This window comes from Blastochloris viridis (assembly GCF_001402875.1).
In the GTDB taxonomy this organism is placed as follows: domain Bacteria; phylum Pseudomonadota; class Alphaproteobacteria; order Rhizobiales; family Xanthobacteraceae; genus Blastochloris; species Blastochloris viridis.
In genome coordinates this window covers 2,961,737-2,974,995 of the sequence record NZ_CP012946.1, presented here as the reverse complement: position 1 = coordinate 2,974,995, position 13,259 = coordinate 2,961,737, and the positions used below count along the sequence as shown (strand labels likewise).

The 13,259-nt window shown below is 69.9% G+C and carries 10 protein-coding genes; 3 read left to right on the top strand and 7 right to left on the bottom strand.

Annotation, left to right across the window (positions count from 1 at the left end; all coding sequences use genetic code 11):
* Window positions 1–17: 17 nt before the first annotated feature.
* From BVIR_RS13035 to BVIR_RS13015, 5 genes are all read right to left on the bottom strand, one after another.
* The gene (locus BVIR_RS13035) at window positions 18–767 is read right to left on the bottom strand and encodes a F0F1 ATP synthase subunit A (RefSeq protein ID WP_055038049.1); all 750 of its coding nucleotides are present in this window, start codon (window positions 765–767) and stop codon (window positions 18–20) included.
* 45 nt (window positions 768–812) lie between these two features.
* Window positions 813–1,181 (bottom strand): AtpZ/AtpI family protein, encoded by a 369-nt coding sequence (locus BVIR_RS13030; RefSeq protein ID WP_055038048.1) that lies wholly within the window; start codon window positions 1,179–1,181, stop codon window positions 813–815.
* A gap of 461 nt (window positions 1,182–1,642) precedes the next feature.
* Window positions 1,643–5,095 carry a chromosome segregation SMC family protein gene (locus BVIR_RS13025; RefSeq protein WP_055038047.1) on the bottom strand — a complete coding sequence of 1,151 codons (3,453 nt, stop codon included), beginning with the start codon at window positions 5,093–5,095 and terminating at the stop codon, window positions 1,643–1,645.
* 145 nt (window positions 5,096–5,240) lie between these two features.
* Complete coding sequence (locus tag BVIR_RS13020) at window positions 5,241–5,894, bottom strand: DsbA family protein (RefSeq protein WP_055038888.1); 654 nt, start codon at window positions 5,892–5,894, stop codon at window positions 5,241–5,243.
* A 172-nt stretch (window positions 5,895–6,066) separates the two neighbouring features.
* A complete protein-coding gene (locus BVIR_RS13015) occupies window positions 6,067–6,543 on the bottom strand; it encodes a DUF721 domain-containing protein (RefSeq protein ID WP_055038046.1) in 477 nt (158 codons plus the stop codon).
* Between BVIR_RS13015 and mutY the strand changes: the two genes are divergently transcribed.
* Both mutY and BVIR_RS13005 read left to right on the top strand, forming a co-directional pair.
* Window positions 6,536–7,675: an A/G-specific adenine glycosylase gene (mutY, locus tag BVIR_RS13010; RefSeq protein WP_417852032.1), complete on the top strand. Its 1,140-nt coding sequence runs from the start codon at window positions 6,536–6,538 to the stop codon at window positions 7,673–7,675. The genes BVIR_RS13015 and mutY overlap by 8 nt on opposite strands.
* Before the next feature lie 419 nt (window positions 7,676–8,094).
* Complete coding sequence (locus BVIR_RS13005) at window positions 8,095–9,576, top strand: methyl-accepting chemotaxis protein (RefSeq protein ID WP_055038045.1); 1,482 nt, start codon at window positions 8,095–8,097, stop codon at window positions 9,574–9,576.
* A 79-nt stretch (window positions 9,577–9,655) separates the two neighbouring features.
* Here BVIR_RS13005 and BVIR_RS13000 read toward each other — a convergent pair whose 3' ends face one another.
* Entirely contained in the window at window positions 9,656–10,801 is a 1,146-nt protein-coding gene (locus BVIR_RS13000; RefSeq protein WP_055038044.1) for a site-specific DNA-methyltransferase, read from the bottom strand.
* Window positions 10,802–11,151: 350 nt separating this feature from the next.
* Window positions 11,152–12,351 carry a PA0069 family radical SAM protein gene (locus BVIR_RS12995; RefSeq protein WP_082417402.1) on the bottom strand — a complete coding sequence of 400 codons (1,200 nt, stop codon included), beginning with the start codon at window positions 12,349–12,351 and terminating at the stop codon, window positions 11,152–11,154.
* 231 nt (window positions 12,352–12,582) lie between these two features.
* Between BVIR_RS12995 and BVIR_RS12990 the strand changes: the two genes are divergently transcribed.
* Window positions 12,583–13,173 carry a glycosyltransferase gene (locus BVIR_RS12990; protein ID WP_169788611.1) on the top strand — a complete coding sequence of 197 codons (591 nt, stop codon included), beginning with the start codon at window positions 12,583–12,585 and terminating at the stop codon, window positions 13,171–13,173.
* Window positions 13,174–13,259 lie beyond the last annotated feature (86 nt).

Below are 13,259 nucleotides of genomic sequence, written 5' to 3'. Positions count from 1 at the left end.
GAGGTTGAACCGGCGCCTCAGTGGCCCGGGTGGATCGCATCGTTGAGATAGATGCAGGTGAGGATGGTGAAGACGTAAGCCTGGAGGAACGCCACCAGGAATTCGAGCGCGGTCAGCGCCACCACCAGCGCCAGCGGCAGCGTGGCGCCGGCCCAGCCGATCGCGCCGAAGCCGCCGAGCATGACGATGAAGCTGGCGAACACCTTCAGCGTGATGTGGCCCGCCAGCATGTTGGCGAACAGACGGACGCTGTGGGAGATCGGCCGCGACACGAACGACATCACTTCGATGAACACGATCAGCGGCATGATCACCACCGGGATGCCGCTCGGCACGAACAGCTTCAGGAAGCGGAAGCCGTGCCGCCAGAAGCCGTAGACCAGCACGGTGCCGAACACCAACAGCGCCAGGGTCGCGGTGATGATGATGTGGCTGGTGACCGTGAAGCCGCCGGGGACCATGCCCAGGAAGTTGGCGACCAGGATGAAGGTGAACAGCGAGAACACCATCGGGAAGAACCGCATGCCTTCCTTGCCTGCGGTCGATTGGATGGTGTTGGCGATGAACTCGTAACTGACCTCCGCGACCGACTGCAGCCGGCCTGGCACCATCGCGCGCGAGGCGGTCGACAGCATCAAAAACAGCACGATGATCGTCGTCGTGGCGATCATGAAGGCTGCGGAGTTGGTGATGCCGATGTCGGCGCCGCCGAAATTGGCGAAGGGAACGAGAGTGTGGATCTCGAACTGGTGGATCGGATCGGCCATCGCCCGTCCCGGCTCCTCAATGCGGGCGCTGCGGCCCATCCCAAGCTAGCGGCCCGGAGAGCCCGGACCAGGTCCACCCTGGGTCCCCGCCCCGCGGATCACGTTGACCACGCCGGCCGCGAACCCGAGCAATACGAATACGATCATTCCCAGCGGCGAGGTGCCGAGGAAATAATCCGTCAGCCAACCGAGGCCGCCGCCGACCAGAATGCCGCCGACAAACTCGCTCGACAGGCGGGTTGCCCGGCCGTAGATGCCCGAATCCGCGGGGCGCTCGCCGTTGGTGGGTTCGGGCGCCTCCTTGCCTTTCAGCAAGTCGATCTTCCGGCCCAGCCGTTCGAGGCGCGCCGCGAGTTCGGCCTCGCTCGGCCGCTTCCCGTCGCCGTCAGGTCTGTTGCCGGTGCCGTCCGTCATGGCTTGGCACTGCTCCCGACCCGATGTCCATTCGGATGGTTCTTGCGAGAGGTCTCGGGGCCGGTTCAACCCCTCCCGAAACACACAACTTTCACGCCGCCGGAAACGACGGGATCCACCCCCTGAAAGCCGGGCCGGACCATAGAGAGGGGTCCCGAACGTGTCAAGAATTGAGCCGGCGTCTGAAGTCTTTGAAACGAAAGTCGGAACAACCGGAGCAGAACCTGATGCATGGATGTGCAGGACTGTGGAAAAACATGGCGGTTCGGGAGGCAGATGCCTGTCTGTGGCCGTGGTGCGATCGCCCTCATGCTGGGGAGGTGCGAACGCGCCGTCTCGAAGCATGGGGCGATTCCCGTGCCAGCCGGATCATCCTGCGAGACGCGGCTCACCCGGCGGGCCGCTCCGCTGGATGAGCCGAGACTGTTGGACGCGAACGCTCGAGGGCATGCGGGAGCGTCTCACGCCACGTCCAGGTAGCTCTGGGCTTCCTCAAGGTCGACCGCGACCAGCTGCGACACGCCGCGCTCGCCCATGGTCACGCCGAACAGCCGGCTCATCCGCGCCATGGTGATCGGGTTGTGGGTGATCACCAAGAAGCGCGTGTCGGTCGAGGACGCCATTTCGTCCAGGAGATTGCAGAAACGGTCGACGTTGTGGTCGTCGAGCGGGGCGTCGACCTCATCCAGCACGCAGATCGGCGCCGGATTGGTGAGAAACACCGCGAAGATCAGCGCCATCGCCGTCAGCGCCTGCTCGCCGCCCGACAGCAGCGACAGCGACTGCGGTTTCTTGCCCGGCGGCTTGGCCAGAATGTCGAGCCCGGCCTCCAGCGGATCGTCCGAATCGGTGAGCTGGAGCTCGGCGACACCGCCGCCGAACAGCTTCTCGAACAGGGTGCGGAAGTGGCCGTCGACGGTGGCGAACGAGGCGGCCAGCCGCTCGCGCGCCTCGCGGTTGAGGTTGGCAATCCCGGTCCGGAGCCGGCGGATCGCCTCGATCAGGTCGTCGCGCTCGCGCACCAGGCCGTCGTGCTGGGTCTGGACCTCGGTCAATTCGTCGTCGGCGCGCAGATTGACCGCGCCCAGCCGCTCGCGTTCCCTGCGGGCGCGGTCAAGGTCAACCTCCAACTGCGCCGGGTCGGGCAGCGGCTTGCCGGGCTTGAAATCGGCGTGAGAGGCCGCCTGCTCCGGGGTGCAGTCGAGCGCTTCGGCGATGGCCTGGGTCACCGCGGTCAGCCGCTCCTCGCTTTGGACCAGCCGCTCCTGGCCGCGCACCGCGTCCTCGCGCACAGCCGACATCTCGGTCAGCGCGGTGCGGGCGCGCTTGTCGGCGTCGGCCAGCGCGCTTTCTGCCTCCGCCAGCCGGTCGGCGGCCTCGCGCCGCGTTGCCTCGGCCGTAACGATCTCGCTCATCAGCGCCCGGCGCTGCTCGGCGAATCGGTTCGGCAGGTCGTCGAACTCGGCGCGCTCGGTGGCGGTGTCGTCGCGCCGCGCCTCGATGTCGGCGATGCGGGCTCCGGCGCCGGCCGAGCGTTCGATCCACTGTCGCCGCTCCTCGGCGATCGCCTTGAGCCGGCGTGCCGCGGCGTCGCGCTCGCGCTCGATGGTCTGCACCTCGGCGCGGATTTCGGCGAGTTCGGCGCGGTCCACCGCGAGCTGGGTGCGGGCCTCGTCGAGTTCGCGGTCGAGCTCCGGCGAGGCGGCAAGCTCCATCTGCATGGCCTCGGCCTCGGCGAGTTCGGCCGCCGCGTCCTCGCGGGCCTCGCCGAGGCGGGCCTTGGCTTCGGCCAAAGCGGACAGGCGCTGGGCGCGTTCGGCGGTGCGGCGCTCGGCGGCGGCCAGCGCCTCGCGGGCCTGGTCGAGCTGGCGGCGGGTGGCGCGGGCGGCCTCGCGCGCCTGGGTCTCAGCGGCGGCGGCGGTGCGCAGCCGGGTCTCGGCCTCGTCCAGCGCCGCCTTGAACCGGGCGGCCTCGCGCCGCGCCGTCTCCAGGGTGTCGTTGAGCTCGCCGAGCCGATTCTTCTCCGCCAGCCGCCGCGCGGCGGCGGTGGGGGCGTGGGCGGCGGCGGTGAAGCCGTCCCAGCGCCACAGGTCGCCCTCGACCGACACCAGCCGCTGGCCGGGCTTGAGCAGTCCCTTCAGGCGCGGCCCGTCGGCACGGGCGACCACGCCGACCTGGGCGAGGCGCCGTGCCATCGCCGCCGGCCCCTCGACGAAGCGCTCCAGCGGCTCGGCGCCGTCCGGCAGGGCCGGGTCGGCCGGGTCGATGGCGGCGCCGCCCCAATGCACCGGCGCGCTGGGCGCGGCCGAAACTTCGAGGTCGTCGCCGAGCGCGGCGCCGAGCGCGGTCTCATAGCCCTTGGCCACCACCAGCTGCTCCAGCACCGGCGGCCACAAATCGCCGGTGGAGGGCGCGAGCAGCTTGGTCAGCGTGCGGACCTCGGCGTCGAGCCGCTGCGCTTTGGTTTCGGCGTCGCGTTGCGGCTTGCGCGCGGCCTCGATCGCGTCGCGGGCTTCGGCGTGGCCGGCCTCGGCCTCGATGGCGCGCTCCTCGGCGTAGGCGAGGGTTTCCAGCGCCTCCTCGACCGCGGCGCGGTGGTCGTCGATGTCATCGCCGCCGTCCCCGGCCATGCGGGCGAGGTCGGCCTCGACGCTCGCCATCTGGCTGGCGAGCCGCGCCAGCTTGTCGCCGTGCTCCTTGATGGTGCGCTGGAGCTGGTTGCGGCGGGCGGCGATGTCGGCAACCGCCGCGGTGGCGACGGCGAATCGCTTCTCGCTGGCGGCCAGCGCATCGGCGGCCGCGGTGAGCCGCGGCCCGGCGGAGAGCGCGCCGGCCTCGTGCTCGGCGCGCGCGGCGGTCACCTCGGCCTCCTCGGCCTCCAGCCGCGCCAGCACCGCGTCGGCGTCGGCGGCCAGGGTCTTTTCGCGGGCGATGTCGTGGGCAAGCTGGGCGAGCTGGCGGTCGAGTTCGCCCCGGCGCTGGCCGGCGCGCTGTTCCTCGCGCTCCAGCGCGTCGCGGGCGGCGGAGAGCCGCGCCAGCGCCGCGCCGGCCTTGGCCTCGGCGTCGCGCAGCGGCGGCAGGGTGTGGGCGGCGATGGCCTGGTCCTTGGCGGCCTCCGCCTGCAGCCGGGTCTTTTCGGCGACGGCGCGCTCGGCCTCGCGCAGCGACGCCTCGGCGGTGGCGAGCGCCTTGGTCGCCTCGATCCAGCGCAGGTGCAGCAGGCCGGCCTCGGCCTTGCGGATTTCCGCCGACAGCGCGCGATAGCGCACCGACTGCCGCGCCTGGCGCTTCAGCGCGTCCATCTGGCCGGAAATCTGGCCGATGACGTCGCCAAGCCGGTCCAGATTGGTCTCGGCGGCCTTGAGGCGGATTTCCGCCTCGTGGCGGCGGGCGTGGAGGCCGGCGACGCCGGCGGCCTCCTCCAGGATGCGGCGGCGTGCCGAGGGCTTGGCGTTGATGATCTCGGCGATCTGGCCCTGGCGCACCAATGCCGGCGAGCGCGAGCCGGAGGAGGCATCGGCGAACAGCAGCGTGACGTCGCGCGCGCGCGCCTCGCGGCCGTTGATGCGGTAGGCCGAGCCGGCGTCGCGCTCGATGCGGCGCGACACCTCGATGACGTCGTGCTCGTTGAACGCCGCCGGCGCGGTGCGGGAGGCGTTGTCGACGGTGAGAAGGACTTCGGCGGCGTTGCGCGGCGGCCGGCTGTTGGTGCCGGAGAAGATCACCGCTTCCATGTCGTTGGCGCGCATCGCCTTGTGCGAGGACTCGCCCATCACCCAGCGCAGCGCCTCGACCAAATTCGACTTGCCGCAGCCATTGGGGCCGACCACGCCGGTCAGGCCCGGCTCGATCGGCACGTCGGTCGGCTCGACGAAGGTCTTGAACCCGATCAGGCGCAGCCGCGTGAACTTCATGCACCCCTCCGGCCGCGAGCCGCCATTCGGCCCGAGCCAGCATCCGCTCCGGTCGCCGCCTGCCACCGCCGCCGAACCGGTCGAACGCGATGATCCCTGTCGAGCGTAAAGCCGGCCCGCGCCGGCTCATCGCTCACCTCGAGCGTCAGCGAACCAGGGGATCGAGGATCTTCGACAGCTCCTCGAAGGTCATGCCGCCGACGTGCTTTTCACCGTTGATGAAGAAGGTCGGGGTCGAATTGATGCCGAGCACGTCCGAGCCGCGCTTGCGGGAGGCCTCGATGTCGCTCAGGAGCTTCTGGTCCTTCAGGCAGGCGTCGAACCGGTCCTTGGTGAAGCCGGCCTGCTTGGCGATGCGCAGCAGGCCGCCGTAACGGTCCTCGGTGAAGGCCCAGCCCTTCTGGCTGGCGAACAGGGCGTCCACCAGCGGGAAATACTTGTCGTCGCTGGCGCAGCGCGCCAGCATCGAGCCGGCGGCGGCGACCGGATCGAGCGGATACTCGCGCAGGATCAGCCGCACCTTGCCGGTGTCGATATAGGCCGACTTGAGCTTGGGATAGACCTCGGCGTGGAAGTGGGCGCAGTGCGAGCAGGTGAGGGAGGAGTATTCGATGATGGTCACCGGCGCGCTGGCCTTGCCGAGCACCTTGTCGGGCAGCGGACCGGGGGCGAGCAGGTCGGCGGCGCTGTAGCTCTGCGCCGCGGCCGGGGAGGCCGGCAGCAACCCGAGCGGCGCCAGCGGGCCGAGGGCAAGCACGGCGACGCCGGCCGCCATCATCGATCTGCGCGTCACGGACATCTCACTCTCCATCGGTTTCCAGTTCGGGTAGCGTGATCGGCCGACCGTGGCAAGGTTGCGACCCCCGCAGTTCACGCCTTCGTCAACCGGCTGTGGGCGGCTGTGGGTAACCCGCCGCAGCAGGCGCGAGCACATCATCGGTTGCGCCACCTGCCGCTCGCAACCGGATGCCTCAGCGTTTGCCGCGCACGAAGGCGCCGAGCCGCGCCAGGCTCTCCTTCAGGCCGTCGTCGGCGATGGCGTCGAGCCGGGCGCGCTCCTCCGCCACCAGCCTGGGGTCGGGCTCGGGCGGCGGCGGCGCGCGCACCGCCCTCGGCGTCACCGGCCCCTGCTTCAGCGACAGGCGGCTGACGCAGGCCCAGCCGAAGGTGCGGTTGATGCGCTCGATCACCACCGGCGCGGTGAACTGCAGGTCGAGCGCGTGGGTGCCCTCGACCCGCACCACCAGCGTGGCGCCGCGGCGATCGGGGTCGTCCTTGGGCGGCCACACCAGCTTGACCGGCTCGCTGGCCGACGCCAGTTCCTCGCCGACGATCTCCGGCCAGTGGGTGACGATCTCGATCACCGCGAAGCCCTGGGCGCGCGCGGCCTCGCCCAGCGAATCCGGGATCAGGTCGGCGAGCGGTCGCAGACGGCGTGGTTTGGCCATTGAGGTTTGGATTGCGCGGGCGGCGATCTATGACATCCGCATGATGTTTAGGTATCCTTTACCATCCGCGAGTCGCCGCGAAAAGAGTCCCCCGCCCGATCCCGCCGATCTGCTGGCCTGGTACGACCTCAATCGCCGCCGGCTGCCGTGGCGAGCCGAGCCGGGCCAGGCGCCCGACCCCTACTTGGTGTGGGTGTCGGAGATCATGCTGCAGCAGACCACGGTGAAGGCGGTCGGGCCTTATTTCGCCAGCTTTCTTGCGGCGTTTCCCACCGTTGAGGCGCTGGCGGCGGCGCCGGTGGAGGAGGTGCTGCGGCGCTGGGCCGGGCTCGGCTACTACGCCCGCGCCCGCAACCTGCACGCCTGCGCCCGTGCCGTGACGGAGCGCTGCGGCGGCCGCTTTCCCGACACCGAGCCGGGGCTGCGCGAGCTGCCCGGCATCGGCCCTTACACCGCGGCGGCCATAGCGGCGATCGCGTTCGATCGGCCGGCGGCGGCGGTCGATGGCAATGTCGAACGGGTAGTGACGCGGCTGTTCGCACTTGAGGCGCCGCTGCCGGCGGCCAAGCCGGCGATCCGGGCGCTCGCCGCCGGGCTGGTGCCGTCGGTGCGGCCGGGCGATTTCGCCCAGGCGCTGATGGACCTTGGCGCCACCGTCTGCACCCCCCGCGCGCCCGCCTGCGCGCTGTGCCCGTGGCTGGCGCCGTGCGCAGCGCGGGCAGACGGCACTCAGGAGACGTTTCCGCGCAAGGCGGCGAAGGCGGTGCGGCCGCTGCGCCGCGGCGCGGCGTTCTGGCTGGTGCGGGGCGGGGCGGAGGTGCTGCTGCGCCGCCGCCCGGCCAAGGGCCTGCTCGGCGGCATGGCGGAGGTGCCGGGCACGGCGTGGCAGGCCGGGTTCGACCTCGACGCGCCGCCGCCGGCCACGGTGCCGCTGGAGGTGCGGCTGCGACGGCTGCCCGGCGTCGTCCGCCACGGCTTCACCCATTTCGAGCTGGAGCTGGCGGTCTATGCCGGCGAGGTGGCGGCCGACACGCCGGCCCCCGCCGGCGCTTGGTGGCAGGCGCTGGGTGGCCTTGGCCAGGCCGGCCTGCCGACGGTGATGAGAAAGATCGCCGCCCACGCCGGCGGATGACGGCGGCGGCGCAGACCTCGGCCGGCACCGGAACGATGCCGCGGCCGTTTGCGCCGCCAGCGGGGCAGCGCCGAGCCGGTGCCGGCGGCGTGCGCGGATCGATCCGCTTCCGGGCCACGCGGCGGCGATCGCCGCAGGGAAATACAGGCAGAAGCCTATTTTTGTAAATCAAGGGTTGAATTCATGCTGGGCCGCCGGCAGCGCCCGCGCGTCCTCAAGTAACAGAGACGTAATCGAATCGCGTCAAATATAACGGGCGTCCTGGAGTTTACGTAACGTAGTCTGACGCAAGGTTACTGCTTCTCGGACGAGGGTTATGTCCCTGGGCTGCCGTAACGATCAGAAAGCGCGGTTTCGGTGACTGTAATTTAACGAATTGTTTTATATGAAACCAAGATACCCCAAGCCGGAGTTACGCCATGACCCCCCTCGGTTTCCGCACCGCAGCCGCCCGGCGCATTGAGGCGCTCAACCGGTCCCAGGCGATCATCGAATTCAATCTCGACGGCACCATCGTCGAAGCCAACGCCAACTTCCTGGCCGCGCTCGGCTACAGTCTCGACGAGATCAAGGGTCGCCATCATTCGATGTTCGTCGAGGCGGCCTATCGCGACAGCGCCGACTACACCGCGTTCTGGGCGGCGCTGCGGCGCGGCGAGTTTCAGGCCGCCGAATACAAGCGCATCGGCAAGGGCGGCCGCGAGGTGTGGATCCAGGCTTCCTACAATCCGGTGCTCGGCCGCGGCGGCAAGCCGGTGTGCGTGCTCAAGATTGCCACCGACGTCACCACGCAGAAGCTCGCCGCCGCCGAGGTGCAGGGCCAGCTCGACGCCATCCACCGCGCCCAGGCGGTGATCGAGTTCGACCTCGACGGCACCATCCTCGCTGCCAACGCCAATTTCCTGGCGGCGCTCGGCTACAGCCTCGACGAGATCAGAGGCCGCCATCATTCGATGTTCGTCGAGCCGGCCGGTCGCGCCAGCGCCGACTACACCGCGTTCTGGGCGGCGCTGCGGCGCGGCGAGTTCCAGGCCGCCCAATACAAGCGCATCGGCAAGGGTGGCCGCGAGGTGTGGATCCAGGCTTCCTACAATCCCATTCTCGATCTGAACGGCAAGCCGTTCCGGGTGGTGAAGTTCGCCACCGACATCACCGCGCAGGTCGAGGAGCAGACGCGGCGGGCCACGGTGCAGCGCGAGATCGACGGCGATCTCGGCCAGATCATGCAGGCGGTGTCGAGCGCCAACGAGCAGGCCGCCTCCGCCGCCAGCGCCTCGACCCAGACCACCGCGAACGTGCAGGCGGTGGCGGCCGGCGCGGAGGAGCTGGCGGCCTCGGTCGGCGAGATCAGCCGGCAGGTGACGCACGCCCGCGAGATCTCCGAAAAGGCGGTCGGGCAGGCCTCGGAGACCACCGGCATCGTCGCCGGCCTCGCCACCACCGCGCAGAAGATCGGCGAGGTGGTCGAGCTGATCAACTCCATTGCCTCGCAGACCAATCTGCTGGCGCTCAACGCCACCATCGAGGCGGCGCGGGCGGGCGAAGCCGGCCGCGGCTTTGCAGTGGTGGCCTCGGAGGTGAAGAGCCTCGCCAGCCAGACCGCCAAGGCCACCGAGGAGATCGGCAACCAGATCTCCGCGGTGCAGGGCAACACCCAGAAGGCGGTTCAGGCCATCGAGGGCATCACCTCGACCATCTCGACCATCAACGGCATTTCCTCGGCCATCGCCACCGCGGTCGAGGAGCAGTCGGCGGTGACGCGCGAGATGTCGCACAACATGCGCACTGCCGCCGAGGGCGTCGACATCATCAGCCGCGGCATGAACGAAATCGCCGGCGCGACGCGGCAGGTCGAGGCCTCGACCCGCAAGGTGAAGGACGCCTCGCGCGCGCTGGCCTGATCGCAGCGATCGCCGCAAAAACGACAGTGGCCGGGACGATGCCCGGCCACGACCACCTCGAGCCTCCGCGCGGCGTCCGCTACGCCGCGAGCTCCTGCCGCACGATGGCGCGCAGATGGTCGATCGCGCGCAGGCGGCCACCATCGGCGTAATGCCAGAACGTCCAGCCGTTGCAGGCTTCGGCACCTTGCACCAGCGCGCCGATGCGGTGGATCGAGCCTACCACCTTGCCGAATTCCACCGTGCCGTCGGCGCGAACCAGCACCTCGCAGTCGCCGTCCTTGTCGGTCAGCGTGGCGCCGGGCTGCAGCAGCCCGCGCTCGATCAGCGCCGAGAACGCAACCCGCGGCGCATCGCGCTTGGTGGCGAACGGCGCCAGCGAGGCCTCCGGCAGCGGCGTCACCGCGTCGATGCGGGCCTCGGCCGCGGCGGCATAGCCGGCGTCGCGCTCGATGCCGACGAAGCGGCGGCCGAGCCGCTTTGCCACCGCGCCGGTGGTGCCGGAGCCGAAGAACGGGTCGAGCACGACGTCGCCGGGCTTCGACGACGACAGCAGCACCCGCGCCAGCAGCGCCTCGGGCTTCTGGGTCGGGTGAAGCTTGCGGCCGTGGGCGTCCTTCAGCCGTTCGGCGCCGGTGCAAAGCGGGATGGTCCAGTCGGAGCGGACCTGGGTGTCCTCGTTGCCGGCCTTCAGCGCCTCGTAATTGAAGGTGTAGCCTTTGGCCGACTTGTCGCGCGCCGCCCAGATCAGGGTCTCGTGGGCGTTCTGAAAGCGCGTGCCGCGGAAGTTCGGCATCGGGTTGGTCTTGCGCCACACCACGTCGTTCAGAATCCAGAAACCAAGATCCTGCAGCGCCGCTCCCACCCGGAAGATGTTGTGGTAACTGCCGATCACCCACAGCGTGGCGGTCGGCTTCATCACCCGCTTCGCTGCGAGCAGCCAGGCGCGGGTGAAGGCGTCGTAGGCCTCGAAGGAGGCGAACTTGTCCCAGTCGTCGTCGACGGCGTCGACCACGCTTTCGTCGGGACGCTTCAGCGCGCCTTCGAGCTGAAGATTGTAGGGCGGGTCGGCGAACACCACGTCGACCGACGCCGGCGGCATGCCGGCGAGGATGGGGATGCTGTCGCCGACGTGAATGCGATCGAGATGGCTCTCGATGGCGGCGGAGGAGTCGAGTGAAAAGCGGGACGCCTGAGCGGACGTCCCGCGACGCAACTGACGCATACTGGTACTCGGGTGACGCGACGCAACGCAACGTCGTGATCATGCCGGCATCAGGGTAAAAAAAGAGTTGAACGTCGCGGCCGCATTGTCTGCGGCGGCGCGCTGCTGCGCGCGCGCTCGGCGCCGGCGCGGGACGGTTCATGATCGCGTGTCCAGCGACGGCAGGGGCACGCCAACGCCGGGACGATTCAGGGATGTGCCGCGCCGTCGCCCGTGCAACGCTGCCCGCAGCCACCCGCGCGCACCGCCCCGCATTCGGCGCATGCGCCGACAATGCCGGATGTCGGTGGTGACAGCCGCGCATCAAATGCGCGGCGGGCCTCATCCGTACGATACCGAATGCAGCTACGTCATGCCGCGTCACGCCGACCGGCTGGCAACCGCATCAGCGGCAGGTCGCCAAACAGCGACAGCTGCTCGTTATGACGGGGCGGCCGCACGAACAGGTCGGTGCGCAGCCTGAACGATCGGCGATTGAGGCCGAGGCGGGCGCAGGTGGTCTCGAAGCGGCGGCCGATCATCCAGGCATAGGGGCCTTCGCCGCGCCCGCGCTTGCCCCATTCGGGGTCGTAATCTTTGCCGCCGCGCATTTCCCGTACCAGCGACAGCACGTGGCGATAGCGGTCGGGATAGTTTTGCACCAGCCACTCGCGGAACAAATCCTTCAGCTCGTGCGGTAGGCGCAGCATGACATAGCCGGCCTCGCCGGCGCCGCCCGCCTTGGCGGCGTCGAGGATGCGCTCGATCTCGCCGTCGTTGAGGGCCGGGATGATCGGCGCCACCAGCACGGTGACCGGAATGCCCGCTGCCGCCAGCGCCTTGATGGTCTCCAGCCGTTTCGCTGGCGCCGCGGCGCGCGGCTCCAGGGTGCGGGCGAGACGGCCGTCCATGGTGGTGAGCGAGATCGCCACCTTGGCGAGGCCCTTCGCCGCCATCGGCGCCAGGATGTCGATGTCGCGCCGCACCAGCGCCGACTTGGTGACGATGGCGACCGGGTGGTCGGCCCGTGCCAGCACCTCAAGGATGCCGCGGGTGATCTGGTAGTGCCGCTCGATCGGCTGGTAGGGGTCGGTGTTGGTGCCAAGCGCGATGGTCTTGGCCTGGTAGCCGGGCGCCTGGAGCTCGCGCGCCAGCAGCGCCGCCGCGTCGGGCTTGGCAAACAGCTTGGATTCGAAATCGAGCCCCGCCGACAGCCCGAGATAGCCGTGGCTCGGCCGAGCGAAGCAGTAGACGCAGCCGTGCTCGCAGCCGCGATAGGGGTTGATCGAGCGGTCGAAGCCGATGTCGGGGGAGTCGTTGCGGGTGATGATGCGCCGCGCCTTCTCCTCGATCACCTCGGTTCGGAACGGCGGCAGGTCGTCCAGCGACTGCCAGCCGTCGTCGATCTCGGTCCGCGCCTGGACTTCGAACCGGCCGCTCGGATTGCTCGCCGCCCCGCGGCCGCGGCGGCGGTCGATGTCGAGGCTGGTGCGCTGGGCGCGCGCACTGTCGATGGCCAGATCGTTGGTCCAGGCCGGCTCGGCGGGGCGCTTTCGGGCGACTCGGTTCATATTGAAATCATAACGCGGAATTTCGAACAAACAAAGAACAAACGGAGAGCAGACCGCGCGCAAGCGGTACTGTGGTGCGACAGAGCGGCGCTTGAGCGGCGGGCTGCGCTGCGGCGGCTGAGCGGGCGCCTGGGCGATCCATTCGGGCGGTGGCGGCGGCGTGGCCGGGCCGGGGTGGCCCTCCGCCGCGATCCTGGCTAGATGGGACCCGCAACCGAGAGGCAGCGCGCCGTGATCAGCGTCATCATCCCGACCCACAACAACGAACGCACGCTGGTGCCGTGTTTCGCCGCGCTGGTGCCGGCGGTGTCGACCGGCGTGCTGCGCGACGTTGTCGTGGCCGACGGCGGCTCGCACGATGATACCGTAGCGGTTTCCGATGCCGCCGGCTGCACCATCATCGCCGACCCGGCGGCGCGCGATCTCGGCGTCCGGCTCAGGCGGGCGGCCGCCGAGGCGCGGGCGGACTGGCTGTTGTTCCTGCGGCCGGACATCGTGCTGGAAGACGGCTGGGGCGCCGCGGTCGAGGCGTTTGCGGCCGCTGCCGGCCGTCGCGGTTCGGTTGCCGCGGCGGCTGCGGCGTTCCGCTACGCCGTCGACGCCGATGGCGCCCTGCCGCGGCTGGCGGAGTGGCAGGCCAGCGTCGCCCGTGTGGTGCGCGGCCGCGTCCGCCCGGAGCAGGGCCTGCTGGTTCATCGCCGCCTCTATGACGCGGTCGGCCGCCATCCCGACGGCGCCATGGCAGATCACAGGTTGCTTTCAAGGCTAGGCCGCAAGGTTGGGTTGTTGCGGTCGCGGGCGTTCGTGCAGCACGGCGGCTAGGTTCGGTCAGTCCTATGGCGCGGCGGCCGTGTAATGGTTGGTATTTTGGATTATTCTCAACAGCGCGCGACGTCAGAAAACGTTTA

Bases quoted from the DNA above. Each gene is read 5' to 3' on its own strand.
- BVIR_RS13035 (WP_055038049.1), bottom strand. From the start codon at position 767: ATGGCCGATCCGATCCACCAGTTCGAGATCCACACTCTCGTTCCCTTC.
- BVIR_RS13030 (WP_055038048.1), bottom strand. From the start codon at position 1,181: ATGACGGACGGCACCGGCAACAGACCTGACGGCGACGGGAAGCGGCCG.
- BVIR_RS13025 (WP_055038047.1), bottom strand. From the start codon at position 5,095: ATGAAGTTCACGCGGCTGCGCCTGATCGGGTTCAAGACCTTCGTCGAG.
- BVIR_RS13020 (WP_055038888.1), bottom strand. From the start codon at position 5,894: ATGTCCGTGACGCGCAGATCGATGATGGCGGCCGGCGTCGCCGTGCTT.
- BVIR_RS13015 (WP_055038046.1), bottom strand. From the start codon at position 6,543: ATGGCCAAACCACGCCGTCTGCGACCGCTCGCCGACCTGATCCCGGAT.
- BVIR_RS13005 (WP_055038045.1), top strand. From the start codon at position 8,095: ATGACCCCCCTCGGTTTCCGCACCGCAGCCGCCCGGCGCATTGAGGCG.
- BVIR_RS13000 (WP_055038044.1), bottom strand. From the start codon at position 10,801: ATGCGTCAGTTGCGTCGCGGGACGTCCGCTCAGGCGTCCCGCTTTTCA.
- BVIR_RS12995 (WP_082417402.1), bottom strand. From the start codon at position 12,351: ATGAACCGAGTCGCCCGAAAGCGCCCCGCCGAGCCGGCCTGGACCAAC.